We start from the raw sequence: 24,918 nt of genomic DNA on the forward strand, positions 1-24,918 counted from the left end.
ATTTAACGGTTAAGACTATTAACTTTAAAATTAAATATGAAAAAAAGTATTTTAATTTACTTATTTGTAATTTTTTCAGCCTTTACATCATTAGCTCAAGAAACTGTTGTAAAGGGAAGTGTTTTAGACGCTGTTACCAATAATCCAATTCCTGGCGTTACAATTACTATAGAAGAAACTTTTCAATCAACTCAAACAGATGCTTTAGGTGAATTTAGCTTTACAACAAATGTACCTTTAGGAGAACAGGTTTTATTGGTAGAAAAAGTAGGCTTTGTCACTAAACGATATCCTATAGTTGTAAACGAAGGAAAAACTGTTGACATTAGTGGTATGGTATTAGATATAGATATTTCTGATACTGCAGATCAATTTACCATCAGTTTAAGTGATGATGAATTAAATGACGATACTGGTGGCGCAGATAATATTTCTGGATTACTACAGTCATCTCAAGATGTGTTTCAGAACACAGCTGCGTTTGAATTTAGTTCTTCATTTTTTAATGTAAGAGGACTAGACTCTGAAAATGGTGCTGTTTTAATTAATGGTATTGACATGAACAAGCTTTACAATGGTCGCCCACAATGGAGTGATTGGGGAGGGTTAAACGATGTTGTTAGAAACCAAGAATTATCAGTTGGTATGTCGCCTTCAAATTATACTTTTGGAGGTATTTTAGGAACAACCAATATTAATGTTAGAGCTTCTCAATACAGAAAAGGAGGACGCCTAACTTATTCTTCAACAAACAGAAGTTACACAAACCGTCTACTTGCAAGCTATGCTACTGGAATGATGGAAGGTGGCTGGTCATTTGTTGCTGCTATAGGAAGACGCTGGGGAGAAGAAGGTTTTCAAGACGCAACTTTATATGATTCAAATTCATTTTTTGCTTCTATCGAGAAAAAAATAGGAGAAAGTCACAGTATAAATTTCACATCTATTTATGCTCCTAACAGGAGAGGTAAATCTTCGCCTAATACACAAGAGGTTTATGATTTAAAAGGTATAAAATATAATGAATATTGGGGATGGTATGATGGTGAAAAAAGAAACTCACGTATAAAGGAAGTTGAAGAACCAATATTAATGTTAAATCATTTTTGGGACATCAGTTCAAATACTACTTTAAATACAAATGTTGCTTATCAATTCGGAAAAATTGGTAATAGCCGTTTAGACAATAATGGTCAGCGCTTAAATGAAGATGGTATCCCTGTTGGTGGTGGTGCAAATCCAAGTCCAGCTTACTATCAAAAACTACCAAGTTACTGGCTAACACCTGCTGCTGGACCAAACTATGAACAAGCCTATTTAAGTGAGCAAGAGTTTTTAAATGATGGACAAATAGATTGGAATAGTTTATATCAAACAAACCTTGAAAATACAGGTAATTATTCAACTTATATACTTTATGAAGATAGAAATGATGACAAACAGTTTACTGCAAATTCTATCTTAACAACCTATTTAAACGACAACATTACTTTAAATGGTTCATTAAATTACAGCCGTTTAAAATCTGAAAATTTTGCAGAAATTATCGACCTTTTAGGTGGTAATGGGTTTTTAAATGTAGACTCTTTTGATGGTTTTCAATTTGATTTGCAAAACCCAAATAGAATTGCATTAGAAGGCGATAGATTTAGATATAATTTTAATCTCTATGCAGATGTGCTTTCTGGTTTTGCTCAAGGACAATTTAAATACAATAAAGTAGATTTTTATGCTTCAGCAAGTGTAACTAATACTCAATACCAAAGAGAGGGATTATATCAAAATGGTGCTTACGAAGACAACTCTTTAGGTAAAGGTGAAAAACTATCATTTACTGGTATTGCTACAAAAGCAGGTTTAACTTATAAGCTAACAGGAAAACACTTGTTTGATATAAATGCAGCTTACATAACTAGAGCTCCTTCATTAAGAAATACCTATTCAAATTCTAGAGAAAATCATAATATAGTAAGTGATATTACAGAAGAAAAAGTTAGCTCTGTAGATGCAAGCTATATTTTTCGCTCTTCAATTGTAAAAGCTAAATTAACAGGTTACTTCACTAAAATTGAAGATGCTAATGAAATTTCATTTTTCTATGCTGATGGTATTGGCGGAGACAATACTGCTTTTGTTCAAGAGATTTTACAAGGTATTGACAAAAAACATTTTGGTGGTGAGTTTGGTATTGAAGCTCAAGTAACACCAACAATTAAATTGAAAGGTGTTGCTGCTGTTGGTCAATTTACTTACGATAATAACCCTAATCTTTACTTAACGTCTTCTGATTTTGATGGAGGAAGAAGAGATGTTGGTGAAGCAAGCTTGAAAGATTATAAATTGGCAGGTGGTCCTCAAACGGCTTACTCTGTTGGTTTTGAATATCGTGATCCAGATTATTGGTGGTTTGGAGCAACGGCAAACTTTTTCGACAATACTTATATAGATGTGAGCCCTTTAACAAGAACTAGTAATTTTTATCAAGATTCTGATGGGTTACCATTTAATGACTATGATGAAGATTTAGCAAGACAGTTATTAAAACAAGAAAAATTTGATAATTATATGATTGTAAACCTTGTTGGTGGAAAATCATGGAAAATTGATGACTACTTTGTTGGCTTTTTTGCGAGTGTAAACAATCTATTAGATGTTGTTCATAAAACTGGTGGATTTGAACAAGGAAGAAACGCAAATTACAGACAATTACGAGATGACACAAGTAATGATACTCCTGTATTTGGTTCAAAATATTGGTATGGTAGAGGAACGTCTTACTTTGTAAATGTTTATTTTAGATTTTAAAAAAAATTAATTATGAAAAATATAATATTAAAAATTATGAAAACGAATAGAATTTTAAGCCTTATGTCAATTCTATTTTTGGGATTAATAGTTGTATCATGTGTACAAGATGACGACTATAACATTCCAACTTTAGAAATTGTAGAACCTAACATTACTGCTAACACTACAATTAGTATTGTAAAAAGTATGTACGCTGGAACTTTAGTAGATTTCACTGAAGCAAGTAATGGTGGAGAATTAATTATTGAAGGGTATGTAGTTTCTAATGATGAAGCTGGTAATTTCTATAAAGTATTAGTATTACAAGATGCTCCTGAAAACCCAACTGCTGCAATACAATTAGATATAGACGTAACTGCATTGTATTCAAAATACAAACCAGGAAGAAAAGTATATGTAAAATTAAACGGATTAGGAATGACTAACCTAAATGGTGTTTTACATATTGGTAGTATTGAAGGTAATTCAGTTGGAAGAATTTCTGCAACAAATTATGAAGATTATATTATTCGTTCATCTGAAATTACAACATTAGTTCCTAAATTAATAACTCCTTCACAATATAATGACAACATGATTAACATGTTAGTTCAATTAGATAATATGCAATTGAGTGGTAGTGAAGTAGGTCAGCCTTATGCAAATGCAGATGATACATTTACAGTAAACAGAAAGTTGAAAAATTGCGACGATAATTCTGAAACCATTTTAAGAAATAGTGGTTTTGCTAGTTTTAAAAATGAATTATTTCCTACAGGAAAAGGATCTATCGTAGCTATTTTTAGCAAATACAATTCAGACTATCAGTTATTTATTAGAGATACTGAAGATGTAGACTTTGAGGGGAATCGTTGTGATCCATTATTTGAAGATTCTTTCTCTGATGGCACATTAAATAAATGGGATCCTTACAGTGTAACAGGTGCTCAAGTATGGTATTATAATACTTTTGGTAACCCTGCAGATAGTGCTACAATGTCTGGATTTAGTAGTGGAAATCAAACAAATGAAGACTGGTTAATATCAAAACCAATTGATATGACAGGAGTTACTTCGGCAACACTAACCTTTCAAACTGTAAAGCGTTATGCAGGTAATGATATTCAAGTGTTTATGTCAACAAACTATACAGGAGGAAACCCTAATACTAATGGTACTTGGACACAATTAACTGCTGCTTTAGATACTAACATTAACAGTTGGTCATCTTGGACAAACTCTGGAGATGTCGATGTATCTGCTGCTGCTGGAGGAACTTTATTTATAGCTTTTAAATATACATCAACAACTTCTGCTTCATCAACTTGGGAAGTAGACAATGTAGAAGTAATAAGTAATTAAAAATTATTCTAATAATAAATTTATATTTAGAGCCTGCAAATGCAGGCTCTATTTTTTTAAACAGTATATATATGTCATTTTTTGATACCTTGTTTTTTAATGTTTTTAATTACTATAAAAATAGTCGATTTAAAAAATCGGCAATTAATATTGCTTTATACTATATAACTATTGTACAAGGCTCTTTATTACTTCTTTTAGGTGTGTTCTTTTCAGAATTTTTCAACCAAATGAATGTTATTACCATGTCTTCCATTAAAGCGTGGATATTATACGTAATTACTGTTGTTATTTTACTTTTTAAGAACTGGATTCAGTATAGTGGTAAGAGAAGAAACATACTTAATGCAAAACAAAAAAGAAAATCTGGCTATAGTATTTGGACATTGTGGTTAATACCAATTATATGTGTTTTCCTTTCTATACTGATGCTAAAAGTATTTTAACAAAAAAGCCCTATCAAAGTGATAGAGCTTTTTCAAATTAAGGTTAGTTAGTTAGTAATTATAGTTGTAATAAATGTTTATTGTGCTTGAGGACTTCCACTAACAATAATAAACTCAGAACGTCTATTAAGTTGGTGTTCATCTTCTGTACAGTTAGTTCCGCAGTCTACTTTAGGCTCGCTTTCTCCTTTACCCATTCCTGTAATTCTACTTTTATCAATACCTTTAGATATTACATATTGAACAGTAGTTTTTGCTCTTCTATCAGATAAGCGCTCATTGTATGACGCAGAACCTCTACTATCTGTATGTGATGTAGCGTTGATAACTAGTTCTGGATATTTATTCATAATTTGTACAAGCTTATCTAATTCAAAAGCAGCTTGCGATGTGATATTAGACTTATCAAAATCAAAATAAATAGGAGCTAATTCAATTCTATCAGCTGCAATTAATTTTTCTATTGGGTCTAAAGCAATCGGCACATTTACTTCCTCTTCTTCAGTTCCTTTAACAGCAACTTGTCTACTTTCATAACCATCTACTGATACTTCTAAAACAGAATTTTTACTGCATTCTACAATAAATTCAGCAGTACCATCTGTATTTGTCACTTTAGAAACAACTTTGTTTCCTTGTTCATCATTTAAAGTCACAGTAGCAGCATTTAATGGTTTTCCTGTTTTTATGTCAGTTACTGTAGCGGTAATTAAAACATCGCAAAGTGGTTGTAATTTTTTAATTGCATAAATATCATCACTACCAACACCGCCTTCTCTGTTTGAAGACACAAAACCTTCTCCTGTTTCTTCATCTAAATGAAATGCAAAATCGTCTGCATTACTATTTACTGGAATTCCTATATTACGAATAGGAGCTATTTTACCGTCTATTTCTTTAGTATGGAACACATCTAGACCTCCAAGCCCTAAATGTCCATTAGAAGAGAAGTATAGTGTTCCATTATCACTAATATATGGGAACATTTCTTGTCCTTCAGTATTTACTTTTTGCCCAAGATTAACTGGTTCACCTAATGAACCATCATCATTAATATTTGCTTTGTAAATATCAAATCCTCCATATCCATTTGGCATGTCAGATGCAAAGTAAATTGTTTTTCCATCACTACTAACTGATGGGTTTTTAATAGAGTAGTTTTTACTATTCATTGCAAAACCTTCTACATTATCCCAATTAGCTCCTGATTTTTTTGCTCTGAATAAATGTAAAACACTATATCTGTTTTTAGTAATTGAATCTTTCTCGTAAATTTTTTCGAAGAAACTTTCTCTAGAAAAATACATTGTATTCCCGTCTGGGCTAAATGATACAATACCTTCATGATATTTAGTGTTTATTTTATCATCTAATAAAACTGCTGGTTGATAAGTTCCATCAGAATTTTTAGTTAGTGTATATATATCCAAGAAAGGTTGTTCGTTCCATCCATAAGTTCTTCTATTACTATTTCTAGCAGATGTAATATAAAGTTTACCATCTTTAAAAGTTCCTCCAAAATCAGAAACTTGTGAGTTAAAGCCCATATTTTGAACGTTAAACTTTTTACCTTTTTCTAAAATTTTTGGTAAGTAATCTGGATTTTGTTTAAAAGCGACAGCTCTATCATCTCCTGGACGCATTGATGCAAATTTTGCCATTTGTTGATTAGACTCTTCATATTTACCGTTAGCTTTTAGCATTTGAGAATACTTGTAAATAGTTTCAGGGTCTTGAGAACTTTCAAGAGCTTTAGCGTACCAACGTTCAGCTTCAACTGTATTAAATATATTATAATACGAATCTGCTAATCGCTTGTATACATATGTATCAGCTTTACCATCTTCAACTAATTTTTTATAGTCTTCGGCTGCTTCAATAAACTCAAATCTTGCAAAGTGTTTGTCTGCTTTTTTAGTGTCTTTATTTTGAGCAGTTAAGCTGAAACTACTCAATATAATAATTGTAATAAGTATATTAATTTTTTTCATAATGTTTAGCTTAACTGGTTAGAAATATCTTGGTGAACGTGAAACATTTTTAGGGAAATTTAAATCAAATAGCAGCATAAACTCATGTGATGCTGGTGCATATCTTTTTATATCAGATGTAACGCTATCGTAAGCATAACCAATACGTAATGATGGTGTAATAGCAAAGTTAATCAACCCTGAAAATGAATCGTCTAATCTGTATGAAGCTCCAATTTCAAACTTCTCATAGAACAACATATTTGCATTAATATCAAATGATGTTGGTGCATCAAATGAAGACTTCACTAAAAAAGAAGGCTTAAGTTTTGCATTTGGTGATAATTCAAACACATATCCTCCAGTTAAAAAGTAATGAGTTGCTTCAGAACCTAGTTGATTGCCATTAGCATCTAAATGAACTGAATTTAAAATATTTGGAACAGATCCTGCTAAATAATAGTTGTCTGTATAATAAAAGAAACCTGCTCCAATATTAGGCGTTGTACTATTTATATTTTGAGAAAAGAATGGATCATTAGGATCAACAACATCTATTCCTGCTAACCCAATATCGTGAAACGTTGCTCCTGCCTTTAATCCAAAAGCTAAACGATGCTCTCCTCCTAATCTTAATGTATAAGAAAAATCAGCATAAGCATTGGTCTCTTTAACTGGGCCATGTTCGTCTGATATGATTGAAAGACCCAGACCAACTTTTTCACCTACAGGTAAATGTCCAAAAAATGTTCCTGTTTTTGGTGCACCATCAATACCTGACCATTGGGTACGATACAATAACCCGAACGAAAGATTTTCTTTTGATCCAGCATAAGCAGGATTGATGACATTCATATTATACATGTACTGTGTATACTGAGGGTCTTGCTGTCCATGCATTTGTGTAGCGATGAGCAATACAATTATAATATATAGTTTTTTCATCTGTTATTTTGTTTTTTAGTTGTCAGATGGAATTCGCACAATAATCATTTACTGTTTGAAATGATTATTGTGCTCATTTCATATTTATTTAGTTGATTAGTTATTTGTTAATGTAAACCCAAGCACTTCTAGTTTTACCATTTTCGTATTCCATAGTGTAATAATATGTACCTACTGGAAGTTCATCTCCATTATTTGTTTGTCCATACCATTCATTAGTATAATTTGTTTTAGAATACACTAAGGTTCCGTTTCTATTAAATATCTCGAGTTTAGTAACTGCAAAACTGCTTAAATCAAAGAAATCATTATACCCATCGTTATTAGGAGAGATTCCTTGTGGAATAACACACTGTTCTAATTCAATAATAACTATGTCTGTTGATGATGTACAACCTGTATCATTAAATGTTACATCAATTGTATAAGTCCCTTCAACCAAGACAGGTAATACTAAACCATTCTGACCTGTTATTAGTGTACCATCTAAATACCAATCAATAGTAACTTCACCTACAGAATAATTGTTTGCTGTTGCTTCTACCATAATTGGAACTGTAGCATTCGGACAAACTTCATAATCAAAGTCTGAATTAAACGACGTTACAGGAATATCATCAACAATTAAATCAAAATCAATTATTGAATAACAGTCTACAGCTATATTACTTTCTACTCTAGCCCAAATAGTTTGTGGGTTTGAGGTGTTTGTATAAGGAGAAACTAAAGCTGATGTCCCTGCGTTTGCATCGGCTTGTGTAGCATAATATGAAACTGAATAATCAGTTGCACTTTGTCCATTTAATACATTTGCGTCATGTGCAGTAAGATCAAATGATTCAACTCCGTCTCTAGATGCATCATCACACAACGCAATATCTACAGATGTTGCAGTAGGTGTTGGACCAGAAATAATTAAGTCAAAACTTGTTGTTACACTACAAAATGTTGCATTAGCATCTTCTATACGAATCCATATTGTTTGAGGGTTAGTAACGTTAATATAAGGTGATGACAATGCTCCTGTATTAGAGTTTGCATCACTTTGAGTTAAGTGATAAGTAACATTAAATAATGATGGATCTTGAGCGCCTAAAACAATAGGTGTTTGAGATTCTAAATCAAAATCTTCAAAACCATCAGCAGATGCATCGTCACAAGTTATGATATCTTGAACTGGATTTGCTACAGGCTCTGTACCAAATGTTACAAGAATTTCATCGGTAGCCACAGCATCACAGTTAGTATCATACGCAAATACTGTATAAATACCTGTTTCTGTAACTGTTAATGTAGAACTTGTTTCACCATCAATAATAAATCCATCATAATACCACTCATACGTATCTGCAAATGGAGAATCAGCAACAATAGTATAATCTGGGAAACCACAAAAATCTTGATCTTCCCCTAAGTCTACTTGTATTTCTGCAACTGTTGAACCAGCTCCACCATTACCTGCATTTGTTTGAGTAATAGTAATTGTTCCTGCTTGATTAGAGAAATTAGTTACTAATAAAACATATATTTCTCCTGCTTGTGCATTATCTATAGTTAAATTTTCTGTAGGTGCTGCAGAATAGCTACAGTCTACAATATTACCATATGGATAAAAATTAGGGTTAGTAGTATTATTTGGACAGTTGTTTGGAGCTGGACAACCTTGGTCTAAAACACCAGCGGCACAAAAGTCAGTGTCTGAATCAAAAGGTCCCCAAAGCACAAAATCAACATCTAATCCTCCACCAGAACCATTAACCTGGTCTATTTGGATTTCTATAAGCCCTGGGTCACCAATTTGAATTATATTCCATGATGGATTAGGTGTAGTAAATAAACACGCTATTTGACCAATACTAGGAAATCCTATAATATTTGATCCTGTTGCTGGACCTCCATCACCACAAAAATTAGCTGCTTGCTCACAAATTGTATTTTCTGGTGCTTTTTGAATACATAAATCAAATGTTGTTGATGTTGGTGTACTTCCAAATGAAAATACTCTAACGTAATATGTATTTCCAACTGTTAATAAAGGAGTAACGCTTGCAGTATTTGGTGAGCAATAAAGCTCAGTTAAAGACCCACAACTTCCACTGTAAACCGCATGGTCTAAATTAGTAGAGCCTCCTGCAACATTTATAAGAGAAATTAATTGTACTTCATTAAGTGCAGTAAATTCAAACCAAACATCATCATCTGGAGCACCAGTACAAGAACCTCCTGGCACACCTGATGGTGTTGCTGCTAATACAGTTCCAGGTGTAATTAAATCACATGTTGATCCAGCATTTACTGCTGCAGCAGTTGCATCAATACAGTTATCATTTGAAGGAGGACAAGCTAATACTTGAATAGGTTGACTATTAATCACACAGTTAACATCTTGATCATTAGAAACCGTTACAATTACTGGAGTAGCAAATGGGAAAGGTCCTATTTGATAAGTCCCAGTTGCTGTAGCTGGTACAGTATTAGCATTAATGTTATTAGAGATTGTTAAAGATGTAGCATCACCTATACTAGTAATATTTACATCTATTAAAAATTGATTTCCATTATCACAATCATCTATCACAGCATAAGTAGCTACAGGATTAATACAAGTAGCACAAGTTACCGTAACGTCTAATGGATTTATTGTTGAAGACGTCGTACAATCTACCGTTGTATCATAATTTACATAAAATGATATTGTTGGTCCAGAAGATTGATATGTAATACCAGCTACGTTACCAGCCGCTCCATAAGGAGTAGCAGCATTTAAATTGGTAGTACCATCACTGTCTAATACTATAAGTTCATCCCAATTATTTTCAACATTTCCACTATTAAACACAATGTTAAGAGGTGTTATACCATCAGAACTTGTAAAAGTATAAATTGGAGGCGTTGGGTCTCCGTCGTCATAACAAGAAACAGAATTTACTGGTCCAACATTACAATCAACTATAAAATCTGTTTGCACAGTTGTAGTGAAATTAACTGGACCTGCCCAAACACTATAGTTTCCTCCACCACAATCTGCTCTTACATAAACTTCGTAAGCTGTAGAATAGTTTAAAGTTGTTTCATTTACTGTTGTTGAAGAAACTGGATTTCCAGATCCTGTTGGAGCTCCTGTTCCCGCTGGTTGAACTACATATTCCCAAGCTAACTCACCATTATTTGGAGTCCAAGAAATATCTGCTGAAGTACCACCAACATTAGCAACTGCTAAATTACTTGGTGCAATACAAAATGATCCGCAGGTTTCAACTCTAACATAATCGATAGACATATCTCCTTCAAAACCTGTTCCAGCGCCACCATAACTAAATCTTATATATACAACCTGTCCTAAGTATGCATCTAAATTAACTCCTATTGGCACCCAAGCTTCATTTGCTGTAGTTTGATAATCTCCAACCCAACTATATAAATTAGTAAAAGGCCCTGTAGCAGAAGTACTTATTCCTACATTTAAAGTCCCCATATTATCTCCAAAAGCATGCATATAAAAAGATAGCTCAGCCCCATCAACTGCTGTTGACAAGTCAATTGCTGGACTAATAGCATTGGCAATTGTTGTTGAATTACCCGATGCTTCGTATTCTAAATGCATTCCTCCATTAAAGGACACAAATGGCCCTGTGCCTCCTGAATTTGCATTACCAGCAGTTATTCTCCAATTACCATTAGCTCCACTAAAACCAGTTCCTGTCCATCCAGATGGTGGGTTAGTTTCGAAGCTTTCAGAAAAAATGAAAGAAGAAGAGCCACTACTACATGTCACACCATTTGGTGGTGGTGGTGGTGTATTTAAAGTTGTAAAATTAATTGGTCCAACCCAATTACTTAGTCCATTTGCTCCACAATCTCCTCTTACATAAATTTCGTAAGCTGTGCTAGGGTTTAATGACATTGCATTATATGGCGCATTATTAGGAGTCTGCGTTCCTGGTCCTGAAGGAGTACCTGTTCCAGCTGGCTGAATTGCTATTTCCCATAATACTTCTGTATTTCCTGCGCTCCATGTTACATCAGCTGTTGTAGAAGTAACATTTGCAACTGCAAGGCCTGTAATATCAGGACAAGTTGGAGGGGTTTGAGATGTTATAGTTGGAGAATTGAAACAAAAACCCCAAGCCCAAACACCACCATCATTATAAAATATTCGGTATCTAAATCCTGCTAATTGTGTTGGTGTAAAACCAGCAATATTTAATTCACCACTATTAAATGGTTGAGATGCTCCATTACAAAAATTATCTAATGGTGCTCCTGGTGTGTCTGCTGCTAATGGCGTTCCCCAGTTAATCCAAGTGCTAGTATCAGCATTCCAATATTGAACACCTAATCTATCAGCACCAATATTATTGTAGACATAAGTTGAATTTAAAAACAACCATGTTTCTCCAGCATTAAAAGCTGCAGTCAAGTCTATTACAGGAGAAACTGCCTGAATATTGTTAATTGCACCACTTCCAGCATCATCATCATCATAAGCAAAGTTTGCTGATGTTGTTGGGTTAGCTTCAAAAATTGTCGGTCCATTGACATAAGTTCCAGTGATAGACCAATTCGTATTTGGCCAGCTAGCAGCCTGATTTAAAACTTGTGCTATAGCCTGAAACGAAAATAGTAACAGCAATAGGAAGAAAGTAATTTTTTTCATTTGAATTGATTAGGTTAATTAAATCATTTTATCAGGTCAATTGTAACTAGTTAATTACAAGTAACTTATATTTTTTGTAGGTTAATAAAAAAACAATTTGGGAGTATTCTTGTTCCACCTTTACAGAGCAAACAAGTAACCGAAGATAAAAAAAATGACTATTAACAAACTATTAACAATGCTATAATAGATTAAGTGCAATAATTCTCGATAAAAAGAAAAAAGCTTTAACAGCAAGATTCTTTTGTTATTTTTTGAGTTGAATATAAACTGGAAAATGGTCACTAAATCCTCCCTTATATTTCTTACCAACATAAGTTCTAAATGGCTGACCCTTGAATTTGCCTTTGTGTTGTGTTAAAAATTTTTCATCAAAAATATTGGCTCTTTCAAATTGAAGTCCTGGACCTTTTAAATTCAAAAAATTTTGTGAGAGTAAAATTTGATCAAATAAAATCCAAGTAAAGTTATGATTTACGCTTCCTCTGCTATATGACCATAACGACTCGGTTACATTGTAAAGTGAGTTTTCTTTTTTTAGTTGAAGCATACTATTGCTAGTTGGATTATCATTAAAATCTCCCATAACAATAATTTTAGAATCTAAGTTATGTTCTTTTAAATTAGCTATTATTTCTGAGGCCTTTTTCGAAGCTAACAATCTTTTGTATTCGGTTTGGTCTGACCCTTCATGTCTAGAAGGCCAATGATTAACAAGGATATGTATCTTTTCATTATTTAAATACCCTGTAACCAATAATATGTCTCTAGTAAAATCTTGCTCAGCTTGCTCGTCTTGTATATATATATTAAATGTTTCAGAATGCTCTACAGTAAATTCATCTTCATTATATAAAAGGGCTACATCGATTCCTCTTTCATCTAATGAGTTATAATGAATAAACTTATAATTATATAATTTTAAATCTTCACTATTAATTAAGTCTTTTAAAACCGAATCGTTTTCAACTTCAGCTAAACCTATAATAGTTGGTGGTTTTTGAGCAGATTCAAACCCTATTTTAGAAATTACAGAACCTAATTTATAAATCTTTGTTTCATATCTTTTTTTTGTCCAATTCTTTGCAGATGTAGGGAGAAAATCATTGTCATTAGTCCTTCTATCTAAATAGATATCAAATAAATTTTCAGTATTATAAAAGGCAATGGTATAAAGGTTTGATATAGAACTCACAATAAAAATTTAAGTTTTAAAAATACTAAAACGACTGCATTCATTTATGTAACTTTGCACAATATTTATATTTATGTTAGAAAAGAAAGATATAGAATTAGAAAGAGCAGTGCTAATTGGTGTTGTTACCAAAGAACAAGATGAAGCAAAATCTAAAGAATATTTAGACGAGTTAGCTTTCTTAACTTTTACTGCAGGAGGAGAGGTGGTAAAGCGTTTTACCCAAAAAATGGAAATGCCTAATCCTAAAACTTTTTTAGGAACAGGTAAAATTGAAGAAATACAAGCTTTTATTAATGATAACGAAATTGGCACAGCAATTTTTGATGACGAATTATCTGCAGCACAAGAGCGCAATATTAGTAAAATATTAAACTGTAAAGTACTAGACAGAACCAATCTAATTTTAGATATTTTTGCCCAACGCGCACAAACAAGTTATGCAAGAACCCAAGTAGAACTTGCACAATGTGAATACTTACTTCCTAGACTTAAAGGAATGTGGACTCACCTTGAAAGACAAAAAGGTGGTATTGGAATGCGTGGTCCTGGAGAAACAGAAATAGAAACCGATAGACGTATTGTTAGAGACAGAATTTCATTACTTAAAGACAAGATAAAAACGATTGATAAGCAAATGGCTGTGCAACGTGGTAACAGAGGCCAGATGGTTAGAGTTGCTTTAGTTGGTTACACCAATGTTGGTAAGTCTACTCTTATGAATGTTATTAGCAAGAGTGATGTGTTTGCCGAAAACAAGTTGTTTGCTACTTTAGATACAACTGTAAGAAAAGTAGTTATAGGTAACTTGCCTTTTTTAGTTAGTGATACTGTTGGATTTATTAGAAAGCTCCCTACGCAATTAGTAGAGAGTTTTAAAAGTACATTAGATGAAGTTAGAGAAGCAGATTTGTTACTTCATGTTGTTGATATTTCACATTCAAATTTTGAAGAACATATTGATTCTGTAAACAAAATTTTAGATGAGATTAATAGCAACGATAAACCAACAATTATGGTTTTTAACAAGATTGATGCTTATGAAGCTGTTCCGTTTGATGCTGATGATTTAGTTCATGTTAAAACCAAAGCAAACTATACACTTGAAGAATGGAAAAAAACATGGATGAATAAAATAGGTAACGACGCCATTTTTATTTCAGCTTTAAATAAAGAAAACCTTGAAGCCTTTAAAAAGCGTGTTTATGATGAGGTAAGAGAAATACATGTAAAACGTTTCCCTTATAATCATTTTTTATATCCTGATTACGAGGAAGAATCATAAAAAAAGCGCACCAATTGGTGCGCTTTTTTATTAATGTTATATTAATTAAAACTTATAGTTTAGACCAGCTGTCCAGTAACTTTGTAATTTGTTATCTACTGAATCAAAAGTTTCTGCTGTGTTACCTAATGTATTAATTGAATAGTTTAGTGCTTCTTGCTTATTGCTTCTTAATCCGAAATCAAAACCAACACCAATCATTTTCCATAATGTATATCCAAATGAGTTAGTCCAAGTCCAGTTTGAGTAATCTGAACTTTTATAGCTTTGAAACATAGATAAGTTAGTTTTAAAATTAACAGCTCCAATTTGTCGTGTGTAATCAGCAACAATTTTAGCTCCTAAAGACGATTCAAAAACAGTTTCTCCTTTGCTAAATACAAAGTTGTAGTTTAATGGATGAACAACTACTATTAAATCTGTAATTGGTGTCCAAGTTGCTCCAACCCCTAAATCTAAATATCCAGGATCATTAAAATTGTTTAAAACTGTAGTTCTGTATTCCATTAATCCAGAAGCAGCAAGTTTATCAGTAATATTTCTACCATATAGAGAAGATAAATTAAATACATCTGTAGTAGGTTCAAAATCTTCACTATCTGTGTTAATGTCTTTATTATCTAATTTCACCCAACTAAAGTTAGTGTTTAAGGCGTTTCTCCAGAAAAATTTCTCTTCAATTAAATTCGCACGACTATTAAAAGTAAACCCAATATTACCTGAAGAATTGTTTGGTGCTCCTTGTGCATACCAGTTATTAAAGTTAGATAAACTTCCACCAATGGTACCAAAAGCTGCTAATCTCCAACCAGGAAGTGCATTAATTTGAGCTTGTAGTGCGTCTGCCTCAGCTTGCAATGCATCTGCTGCTGCTTGCTTTTCTGCTTTTTGAGATTCTAGCTCTTCTTTAGTTTGAGAAAAACCAAACGAAATTGTAAAAATTAAGGCAATCGTAAAAAATACTCTTGTATTCATTTTCATTGTTTTTAAGTGATTCATATTTTTATAAAGGGTTGCAAATATATGAGTTACATCTATTTTTTGAAAGATTTTATGTACGTTATTTCTTTTTGTAAAGTGGCACAGAAGAACATGCTTCACCATACATTATAGATTTTGCAATTGGTTTTAGCTTTTGAGAAAGCAAAATATAAGCGTTTTCTGGCACAGGTTTGTTAGAGCATCCTTTAATAATTAAAGGCTTATCTAAAAATGAATTTGTATCTAGATTTTGAATAATATCTTGATAAATAGATGTTTCTAGTTGCTGTAAATCGCCTATAATAATTCGTTTAGCGTAAGGCTGTAATTGCATTGTTACAAGCATAAATGCCCAAGCAGGCACAATGGCGTCTGAAGTACATGTTAATGCCACATAATGATCTTGATATTGCTCCCAATTATGTTTACTAACATAATCTCTAAAGTCCTTTTCACGAAGTACTAATTCTTCATAAAGCCAATCTTTAATATCAAAAAGAGTTCTTTCGCCTTTCGGATAATAATCTTCAAGGTCAACAACTATAAGTTTGCTGTTCGCAACTCTATTAATAATCTCGTCTGCCATATATTAAAGCATTCCTAACTCTAGTTTTGCTTCTTCACTCATTAAATCCTGACTCCAAGGTGGATCGAAAGTTATTTCAACCTCAGCAGATTTAACATCATTTAATGATTTAACTTTTTCTTCAACCTCAAGAGGTAATGTTTCGGCAACAGGACAATTTGGTGTTGTTAATGTCATTAAGATTTTAACATCATAATCTTCATTTACAAATACGTCATAAATTAGTCCTAGTTCATATATATCGACAGGAATTTCTGGATCATATATGGTTTTTAAAACTTTAACTATTTTTTCGCCTAATGCGTTTGTATCTATTGTTGTTTCCATTTTAACTCAATTGTGTTTGGTATGCAATGGCATACATTTTTATTTGTTTTATCATACTCACCAATCCATTTGCTCTTGTTGGCGACAAATGTTCTTTTAAACCGATGTCATCAATAAAAGAAGTGTCTGCATCAATAATATCTTTTGGGTGTTGATTAGAAAATACTCGTATTAAAATTGCTATAATACCTTTAGTTATAATGGCATCACTATCTGCAGTAAAAACAACTTTGTCGTCTTTCATTTCGGCATGTACCCAAACTTTACTTTGACATCCTTTTATAATGTTGTCTTCTGTTTTGTACTGCGAATCTATTAAAGGTAAAGTTTTACCTAAATCTATCATATACTGATAGCGTTCTTCCCAATCTTCAAACATTGAAAACTCATCAATTATCTCGTCTTGTATTGCTTTAATTGTCATTATAAAATTTTATACAAAAGTACAATTTATCTATTGTTTTTTAGCGTTTTCCATTATTGATAATACCTTATTGACTAACTTTTCAATTGCTGCAGGAGGATAACCATGATCAAAACTATTGCTTTGTATAGTTTCGTTACTTTTTGTTATTGAAAGACTTGCGTGAGCTGCTCCATCATAAAGTCGTTTTGCTGTTGGTGCTTCTAAATTTGGAAGTGATTTTAAATCTACTTTATTTAAAAGCGTCATTATATCATTCCAGTCTTTTTCTGCGCATAAGTATGTGCTTTTTTCAACTAGATTTCTATCGTTTGAAACAATTACAGCATCTTTGGTAATCCATACTTTTTCAAAAAGACCTCGTGACATTGCCTCGTACGTAATTGTAACCTGTTCTTCCTGATTCATATTTGAAGTAGTTTCTGTTGGCGTAACGGTTTGTGATAGATTAGTATCTTTTTTATCACACTCTTTGTTAAGCATTAAAATGGTTAAAAGACTAAATAAAATTTTCATGTGCTATTAATTATTATTTTTTAAATATTAATACAAAAAGGAAGCCAAAGTTTGTTTAGCTAGTTACCTTCTTTTAAATGGCTACATTCAATTATAACTTTTTTGTCTTTTGACATTAGTTTTAATGTATTGCCTTCGGCTTTAAAAAAAGTTGCTTCGTTAAGTGCTTCAAAAAATAATTGCTCTGTGTTTATATTATTACACATCATTTTTGTTGAACCAACATTACTAATTTTTACCTGGTTTTTATTTATAGTTACATCTCCAAAGTATCGGTTACATCCTGAGCTTCCTGAAATTCCTTTTCCAGAAAGATCAATACGTATTGTTGGCTGTCTTGAAAACTCTGTTTCTCCTTTTAAATTTACGACTAACCATGATGTGTTTTCAATACTTTCTGTTGTATTTGAATCTTGACTCTCTTTTTTGTCTTGAGCGCATGACAAAACAACACAAAAACAAAGTAATATAAACTTATATTTCAAACTCATATTTAATATTCTAATCATATTAGTAAAAGTAAAAAAAATTAACCCGTTTTAAGTATTAATTATAAGAACAAAAAAAAACGCCATAAAGGCGCTTTTTTTTTAAAAGTAATTAGTTCTATTAATTAATCATAGAGTCTCTCGCTCCTCCTGCTAAGAAAATTGTTCTCATTCTTTCTTTTTGCCCTTCAGAAAACATATACATACAAGCATCATTAGTGTAATCCATATAATTCATCGTCATATCATTAGAACGGCAATTTACAGTTGGATAAGATGGACAGCCATAATTTGGTGCATCTGACGAAGGAGTATCTGAAACAAAATCATCTCTATTACATCTTCCATCTCCCCAAATATGACGTAAATTAAAATAGTGACCAACTTCGTGAGTTGTTGTTCTACCTTTATCAAACGGAGCTGATAAATAGCCTGTTGACCCAAAATAATTAGGTCCAACTACAACACCATCTGTTGCTGATGGTCCTCCTGGAAATTGAGCATAGCCTAAAATTCCTCCTCCTATGTTACAAACCCAAATATTTAAATGAGTTTCTGGTGTAATTGGTGGATAAGCAGATTTAACGGCATCATTAGTTCCCCAAGATGTTCTAGAATTTGAATATCTAAAAGTGTTTACTAGATTAAATTGAATCTCAGTATCTGCAACTAAACCTGCAAACTCTGAAGGCGTTTGATTTGCATCATTATTTGTAGCTCTAAAATCGTCATTTAAAACAGCTATTTGAGATGCAATCTGTGCATTAGAAATATTTTCGTTTGAGTTACTATATACCACATGTACATAAACAGGAATTGTAATTACTCCTAAGTCATCTGGAGGAGTTGAGCCTCCACCTCCATTACCTCCTTTTGGTGGTTTTCCTTTTCCTGTAATGCTCGCTCTAGTTGTATATTCAATATCATACATTTTTTTGTATAAATCTGGATTTTCATTAAGTAATCTATTAAGGTTGACCATAGAATAACATGATTTTGAATCGCCAAATTCAGCTTTTCTAGAAGTCTCATCAGTATCAGCATCTGTATACAAATAAAAGTCGCTCATATCTACTTTAGATTGATCTTGACTTGGAGAGTCTTCATCTTTATTACAAGATGTAAATACGAGTGCTAAAGCAGCCATTCCTAAAAATACTTTTTTCATTTTTATATATATTTTAGTTAATAATTCTGCTCAATATATAATTTAACAATTAAAATTTTAACATTTTGTTAAGAATTTTTGTGTTTTTTCGATGAAATGCAAATCTGATTTTTTGCATAAAAAAAGCATCTTAAAAAGATGCTTAATCATATATAATTGGTTTTAAGTTTTTTAGGATAACATAAGCTTTGCTTTTTTCACACCTTCAACTAATGCGTCTATTTCTTGTTTAGTATTATAAAATGCAAACGATGCTCTTACTGTTCCTGGAATTTTGTAGAAATCCATAATTGGTTGTGCGCAATGATGTCCTGTACGAACAGCGATTCCCATTTTGTCTAAAATTGTACCTACATCATAAGGATGGATTCCTTCTAAATTAAAAGAAATTACTGAAGTTTTATGTTTTGCGGTTCCGTAAATTTTTAAGCCTTCTATTTCAGAGAGTTTTTGTGTTCCATACTCCAAAAGCTCGTGTTCATATTTTGCTATATTTTCAAAGCCAATAGCATTCATATAATCTAAGGCTGCTCCAAAGGCAATACCACCACAAATATTTGGAGTTCCAGCTTCAAACTTATGTGGTAAAGTTGCGTAAGTGGTTTTTTCGAAAGTTACCTCGGCAATCATTTCGCCTCCTCCTTGATAAGGCGGTAATTTATTAAGCCATTCTTCTTTACCATACAAGATACCAACACCTGTTGGTCCACACATTTTATGAGCAGAAACCACATAAAAATCGACATCTAGTTTTTGAACATCTGCTTTTATATGCGGACTTGCTTGGGCTCCATCTATTAAAACTGCTGCACCAACATTGTGTGCTTTAGTTATAATGTTTTCGATTGGATTTATTGTGCCTAATGCATTTGAAATATGATTTACAAAAACCAGTTTTGTTTTGTTTGAAAGGAGTTTATCATACTCACTAATTACGAGCTCTCCTTCTTGATTCATTGGGATGACTTTTAAAATAGCTCCTGTACGCTCACATAGCATTTGCCAAGGCACAATATTACTATGATGCTCTAAGGCCGAAACTATAACTTCATCTCCATCTTTTAATATTGAAGAAAATCCGTTAGCTACTAGATTAATTCCGTGAGTTGTTCCTGATGTAAAAATGATTTCGTGAGCAAATTTGGCATTAAAATGATTTTGTATTTTATGTCTTGCCTGCTCGTACTTATCTGTTGCTTCTTGACTTAAACTATGAACTCCTCTGTGTATGTTGGCATTATAATTTGAATAATAATCTACAATAACATCTATTACCTGTTGTGGTGTTTGAGATGTTGCTGCATTATCAAAATACACTAAAGGTTTGCCATTAACTTTACGAGAAAGTATTGGAAAGTCTTTTCTTATGGTTTCTACGTTGAACATAGTCGTGTTTTAGCCTCGATAGTAGCGGCATACTTTTTTATGTTTAACCCTTGGACTGCGCTCAAGGTGACAGAAAAAAGATATAGCGTATAGCGAGAAATAGCTTCAAATAATTTTATAAATCGAACCCAATATCAACACCAAGTTTTGTTGCTATAATTTTAGTGATACGTTGTTTAATTTCAGGAATTTTAACCGAACTCAATACATTATTACTAAACGCATACATTAACAATGCTTTGGCTTCTTTTTCTGGAATACCTCGAGAACGCATATAAAACATTGCGCTTTCGTCTAACTGCCCAATTGTACAACCATGAGAGCATTTTACATCGTCTGCAAAAATTTCTAATTGTGGTTTGGTATTAATGCTTGCTTTGTCGCTTACTAAAATATTGTTGTTTGCTTGAAACGCATTTGTTTTTTGAGCTTCCTTTTCTACAAGTACTTTACCATTAAAAACACCTGTTGCACTATCTCCAAAAATACCTTTGTAGTCTTGATGACTTTCGCAATTTGGTTGTATGTGGTGAACTAGCGTATTATGATCGACATGCTGTTTACTGCCAATAATAGTAACTCCTTTTAATGTAGAATCTATACGCTCTCCGTTTTGATAAAAATTAAGATTGTTACGTGTTAATTTTCCTCCAAACGAAAATGTATGTGTAGATGCTACACTTTCTTGTTTTTGATTTATAAAAGTATTATCAATTAACGACGCATTTTCATTGTCGTTTTGAATTTTATAATAGTCTACTATTGCTCTCTTATTAGCATAAATTTCTGTTACACTATTAGTAAGCACAGGATTATCTGTTAAACTTTGATGACGCTCAATAATTTGAACATGCGAATTTTCGTCAACAACAATCAGATTACGAGGCTGATTCATTAATGCAGATTCGCTACCTGTTGAAAAATGTATAATTTGAATTGGTTTTGCTGCCAATTTATTTTTTGGAATGTGAATGTAAGCACCTTCGCTAGAAAACGCTGTGTTTAGTGATGTTAAACTATCTTTTGTTGCTATTTTATTAAAATAGTTTTCAATAATTAACTGGTACTTTGGTTTTGCTAATGCTGATGACATTAAACAAACATCAATTCCATCGTGCGTTGTTTGTGATAAATGTGATGCATACTTACCATCTATAAACACGATTTTGTAGGTGTCTATATCGTGAATAAAGTACTTTTTTACATCGTTATATTCTACAGTGTTTTCGTGTTTTGGAAACACACTATAATCGTGCTTTAAAATACTGTTTAAAGAAGTATACTTCCACGCTTCTTCCTTTTTTGAAGGAAACCCTTGTGTTTCGAATACTTTTATTGCTTCACTTCTAACATCATGAACTGGTGAATCTACATCCACTAGGTTCTCGAATGCCATAAATGATGATATGAGTTTTTCTTTTAAATCCATTTGCTTGTTATTAAGCGTTCACTTCTTCTTTAATCCAATCGTAACCTTTTTCTTCAAGCTCATGCGCTAACTCTTTACCTCCTGATTTTACAATACGACCATTGTATAATACATGTACAAAATCTGGAACGATATAGTCTAACAATCTTTGGTAGTGTGTAATTACAATAACTGCGTTATCCTTACTTTTTAATTTGTTTACACCATTAGCTACAATTCGTAATGCATCGATATCTAATCCTGAATCTGTTTCGTCTAGTATAGCCAATTTTGGTTCTAACATTGCCATTTGAAAGATTTCATTACGCTTTTTTTCACCACCTGAAAAACCTTCATTTAATGAACGTGATAAAAACTTACGGTCTATTTCTAATAATTCAGACTTTTCGCGAATAAGTTTCAACATTTCATTAGCAGGCATATCTTCTAACCCTTTTGCTTTTCGAGTTTCGTTTATAGCTGTTTTCATAAAATTAGTTACACTAACTCCAGGAATTTCAACAGGATATTGAAACGATAAAAAGATACCTTTATGTGCTCGCTCTTCTGCTGCTAATTCATCAATATTTTCGTCGTTAAGAAGTATTTCTCCTTCACTAACTTCATACTCTTCTTTTCCTGCAATCACAGACGCTAAAGTGCTTTTACCAGAACCATTTGGTCCCATAATTGCATGAACTTCGCCTGCTTTTACCTCTAGGTTTATACCTCTTAAAATTGCTTTGTCTTCAACACTTGCGTGTAAATTGTTAATCTTTAACATACTACTCATCACCAAATTTTATAATGTCGTTATCTTCTTTTGATTCAGAAACGTTTACTATTTCTTTAATATCTATACTATAATCCCAACCTTCTTCGTTTTCTGGTCTAGGAATTAGTTTTCCTCTTAATTCTACAGAAACCATATCTGTATCTTCTTTTTTAAATTGTTTAGAAAGTTTATCTAACTCTAGTGCTTTATCGTTTATAATTACACCATAAACTATTGAATCTGTTTGTAAAACAGCAGCGCCATCATAATAGATAAATTGTCCTTTAACTAGCTCTCCTTTATCACAACTAGTTAGAGCTAACATAAAACATATTAAAAACAAAACTTTTTTCATTCTTGATTTTTTTATCCTACAGATCCTTCTAAACTTATTTCTAGTAATTTTTGAGCTTCAACAGCAAACTCCATTGGAAGCTTGTTTAATACATCTTTACTAAACCCATTTACAATTAACGCAATAGCTTTTTCTGTATTTATACCACGTTGGTTACAGTAAAAAATTTGGTCTTCACCAATTTTACTTGTTGTAGCTTCGTGCTCTATTATTGCTGATTTATTTTTTGCTTCTATATAAGGAAATGTATGCGCTCCACATTCATTACCCATAAGTAAACTATCACATTGTGAGAAGTTACGAGCATTGTCTGCTCTTGAACTTATTTGAACCAAACCTCTGTAAGAGTTTTGAGATTTTCCTGCAGATATACCTTTACTAATAATGGTAGATTTAGTGTTTTTACCTAAATGAATCATTTTAGTTCCTGTATCTGCTTGCTGATAATTATTGGTTACTGCAATAGAATAAAACTCTCCTACAGAATTATCTCCTTTAAGTATACAACTTGGGTATTTCCATGTAATTGCTGAACCTGTTTCTACTTGTGTCCATGAAATTTTTGCGTTTTTCTCACATAAACCTCGTTTGGTTACAAAATTGTAAACGCCTCCTTTTCCTTCTGCATTTCCTGGATACCAATTTTGCACTGTTGAGTATTTTATCTCTGCATCGTCAAGTGCAATAAGCTCTACAACTGCTGCATGTAATTGATTTTCATCTCTACTTGGCGCTGTACAACCTTCAAGGTAACTCACATAACTACCTTCGTCTGCAATAACAAGAGTTCTTTCAAACTGCCCTGTTCCTGCTTGATTAATTCTAAAGTAGGTTGATAACTCCATTGGGCAACGTACGCCTTTTGGAATATAACAGAAACTTCCATCACTAAACACTGCACTATTTAATGCTGCGTAAAAATTGTCTTTTTGTGGCACAACTGTACCAATATATTTTTTTACTAATTCTGGATATTCTCTAATAGCTTCAGATATTGAACAGAAAATTATTCCCTTTTCAGAAAGTGTTTTCTTAAATGTTGTTGCTACAGAAACTGAATCTACAACAACATCCATAGCTACATTAGCTAATTTTTTTTGCTCATCTATAGAAATACCTAATTTTTTAAAGGTTTCTAAAAGCTCTGGATCTACCTCATCAAGACTGTCATATTTAGGCTTGCTGTTTGGTGCAGAATAATAAGAAATCGCTTGAAAATCTGGTTTTACATAATTTACATTTGCCCATTCTGGTTCAATCATTTCTTTCCAAGCACGAAAAGATTCTAATCTCCATTCTGTCATCCATTGTGGCTCTTCTTTTTTAAGTGAAATTGCTTTTACTATATCTTCATTTAAGCCAATAGGAAATGTATCTGATTCAATATCAGTATAAAAACCATATTCATACTCTTTGGTTTTTAATTCTTCTCTTAAATCGTCTTCGGTATATTTGTTCATTACTTTTATTTATAGGGAGAAACTTTCACCACAACCACAAGTTCTGTTGGCGTTTGGGTTGTTAAATACAAAACCTGCTCCATTTAATCCTCCTGAATACTCAAGAGTAGTTCCAATAAGGTATAAAAAGCTTTTTTTGTCAACAATGATTTTTACACCATTGTCTTCAAATACTTTATCATCTTCCTTTTGTTCTTTATCAAATTTTAAATCGTACGATAAGCCAGAGCAACCTCCACTTTTTACGCCTACACGTACAAAGTCGGTTACTGAATTGAACCCATCATCGCTCATCAATTCTATAACTTTCTTTTTAGCTGTTTCAGATACTTTAATCATGTGTTAATTAGATTATGTCTAAATAGACTGCAAATATACAATATAAGTAGAGTTTTCC

General features: G+C 32.4%; 21 protein-coding genes. 4 read left to right on the forward strand and 17 right to left on the reverse strand.

The genetic code is table 11. The features are described 5' to 3' along the window. Window positions 1–36: 36 nt before the first annotated feature. From IEW41_RS10620 to IEW41_RS10630, 3 genes are all read left to right on the forward strand, one after another. Entirely contained in the window at window positions 37–2,805 is a 2,769-nt protein-coding gene (locus IEW41_RS10620) for a TonB-dependent receptor (protein WP_188606342.1), read from the forward strand. Between the two features lie 12 nt (window positions 2,806–2,817). Further along, a complete protein-coding gene (locus tag IEW41_RS10625) occupies window positions 2,818–4,149 on the forward strand; it encodes a DUF5689 domain-containing protein (protein WP_188606343.1) in 1,332 nt (443 codons plus the stop codon). Between the two features lie 71 nt (window positions 4,150–4,220). Continuing rightward, the gene (locus IEW41_RS10630; RefSeq protein WP_188606344.1) at window positions 4,221–4,595 is read left to right on the forward strand and encodes a hypothetical protein; all 375 of its coding nucleotides are present in this window, start codon (window positions 4,221–4,223) and stop codon (window positions 4,593–4,595) included. Between the two features lie 77 nt (window positions 4,596–4,672). Here the strand turns inward: IEW41_RS10630 and IEW41_RS10635 are convergent, their stop codons facing one another. From IEW41_RS10635 to IEW41_RS10650, 4 genes are all read right to left on the reverse strand, one after another. Continuing rightward, entirely contained in the window at window positions 4,673–6,586 is a 1,914-nt protein-coding gene (locus IEW41_RS10635) for an OmpA family protein (protein ID WP_188606345.1), read from the reverse strand. 18 nt (window positions 6,587–6,604) lie between these two features. After that, complete coding sequence (locus IEW41_RS10640) at window positions 6,605–7,510, reverse strand: PorP/SprF family type IX secretion system membrane protein (RefSeq protein ID WP_188606346.1); 906 nt, start codon at window positions 7,508–7,510, stop codon at window positions 6,605–6,607. Between the two features lie 100 nt (window positions 7,511–7,610). Continuing rightward, the gene (locus IEW41_RS10645) at window positions 7,611–12,167 is read right to left on the reverse strand and encodes an FIDD domain-containing protein (protein WP_188606347.1); all 4,557 of its coding nucleotides are present in this window, start codon (window positions 12,165–12,167) and stop codon (window positions 7,611–7,613) included. Between the two features lie 247 nt (window positions 12,168–12,414). After that, complete coding sequence (locus IEW41_RS10650) at window positions 12,415–13,362, reverse strand: endonuclease/exonuclease/phosphatase family protein (RefSeq protein WP_188606348.1); 948 nt, start codon at window positions 13,360–13,362, stop codon at window positions 12,415–12,417. Window positions 13,363–13,435: 73 nt separating this feature from the next. Here IEW41_RS10650 and hflX point away from each other — a divergent pair, with 73 nt between their 5' ends. After that, on the forward strand, window positions 13,436–14,647 hold the full coding sequence (hflX, locus tag IEW41_RS10655; protein ID WP_188606349.1) for a GTPase HflX: 1,212 nt from the start codon (window positions 13,436–13,438) through the stop codon (window positions 14,645–14,647). 45 nt (window positions 14,648–14,692) lie between these two features. Here the strand turns inward: hflX and IEW41_RS10660 are convergent, their stop codons facing one another. The 13 genes from IEW41_RS10660 to IEW41_RS10720 form a co-directional block, all read right to left on the reverse strand. Next, window positions 14,693–15,622 carry a DUF3078 domain-containing protein gene (locus IEW41_RS10660; RefSeq protein WP_188606350.1) on the reverse strand — a complete coding sequence of 310 codons (930 nt, stop codon included), beginning with the start codon at window positions 15,620–15,622 and terminating at the stop codon, window positions 14,693–14,695. An 85-nt stretch (window positions 15,623–15,707) separates the two neighbouring features. Then, window positions 15,708–16,214: a DUF2480 family protein gene (locus IEW41_RS10665; protein WP_188606351.1), complete on the reverse strand. Its 507-nt coding sequence runs from the start codon at window positions 16,212–16,214 to the stop codon at window positions 15,708–15,710. Window positions 16,215–16,217: 3 nt separating this feature from the next. Further along, window positions 16,218–16,541, reverse strand: coding sequence for a DUF59 domain-containing protein (locus IEW41_RS10670; protein WP_188606352.1), 324 nt, complete (start codon window positions 16,539–16,541; stop codon window positions 16,218–16,220). A 1-nt stretch (window position 16,542) separates the two neighbouring features. Then, on the reverse strand, window positions 16,543–16,965 hold the full coding sequence (locus IEW41_RS10675; RefSeq protein ID WP_188606353.1) for a SufE family protein: 423 nt from the start codon (window positions 16,963–16,965) through the stop codon (window positions 16,543–16,545). 30 nt (window positions 16,966–16,995) lie between these two features. Then, on the reverse strand, window positions 16,996–17,481 hold the full coding sequence (locus tag IEW41_RS10680; RefSeq protein ID WP_188606354.1) for a hypothetical protein: 486 nt from the start codon (window positions 17,479–17,481) through the stop codon (window positions 16,996–16,998). A 59-nt stretch (window positions 17,482–17,540) separates the two neighbouring features. Beyond that, window positions 17,541–17,972, reverse strand: coding sequence for an META domain-containing protein (locus IEW41_RS10685; RefSeq protein ID WP_188606355.1), 432 nt, complete (start codon window positions 17,970–17,972; stop codon window positions 17,541–17,543). Window positions 17,973–18,090: 118 nt separating this feature from the next. Beyond that, on the reverse strand, window positions 18,091–19,137 hold the full coding sequence (locus tag IEW41_RS10690; RefSeq protein WP_188606356.1) for a zinc metalloprotease: 1,047 nt from the start codon (window positions 19,135–19,137) through the stop codon (window positions 18,091–18,093). Between the two features lie 171 nt (window positions 19,138–19,308). Beyond that, window positions 19,309–20,523, reverse strand: a complete 1,215-nt coding sequence (locus tag IEW41_RS10695; protein ID WP_188606357.1) for an aminotransferase class V-fold PLP-dependent enzyme — start codon at window positions 20,521–20,523, stop codon at window positions 19,309–19,311. Between the two features lie 115 nt (window positions 20,524–20,638). After that, window positions 20,639–21,952 (reverse strand): Fe-S cluster assembly protein SufD, encoded by a 1,314-nt coding sequence (gene sufD / locus IEW41_RS10700; RefSeq protein ID WP_188606358.1) that lies wholly within the window; start codon window positions 21,950–21,952, stop codon window positions 20,639–20,641. Between the two features lie 10 nt (window positions 21,953–21,962). After that, window positions 21,963–22,715, reverse strand: a complete 753-nt coding sequence (gene sufC, locus IEW41_RS10705) for a Fe-S cluster assembly ATPase SufC (RefSeq protein ID WP_188606459.1) — start codon at window positions 22,713–22,715, stop codon at window positions 21,963–21,965. A 1-nt stretch (window position 22,716) separates the two neighbouring features. After that, window positions 22,717–23,061, reverse strand: coding sequence for a membrane lipoprotein lipid attachment site-containing protein (locus IEW41_RS10710; protein ID WP_188606359.1), 345 nt, complete (start codon window positions 23,059–23,061; stop codon window positions 22,717–22,719). 11 nt (window positions 23,062–23,072) lie between these two features. Beyond that, the gene (gene sufB / locus IEW41_RS10715) at window positions 23,073–24,521 is read right to left on the reverse strand and encodes a Fe-S cluster assembly protein SufB (protein WP_188606360.1); all 1,449 of its coding nucleotides are present in this window, start codon (window positions 24,519–24,521) and stop codon (window positions 23,073–23,075) included. A 9-nt stretch (window positions 24,522–24,530) separates the two neighbouring features. Further along, window positions 24,531–24,860: a HesB/IscA family protein gene (locus tag IEW41_RS10720; protein ID WP_188606361.1), complete on the reverse strand. Its 330-nt coding sequence runs from the start codon at window positions 24,858–24,860 to the stop codon at window positions 24,531–24,533. Window positions 24,861–24,918 lie beyond the last annotated feature (58 nt).

Origin of the sequence: Aquaticitalea lipolytica (assembly GCF_014641635.1) — a bacterium.
Lineage (GTDB): Bacteria > Bacteroidota > Bacteroidia > Flavobacteriales > Flavobacteriaceae > Aquaticitalea > Aquaticitalea lipolytica.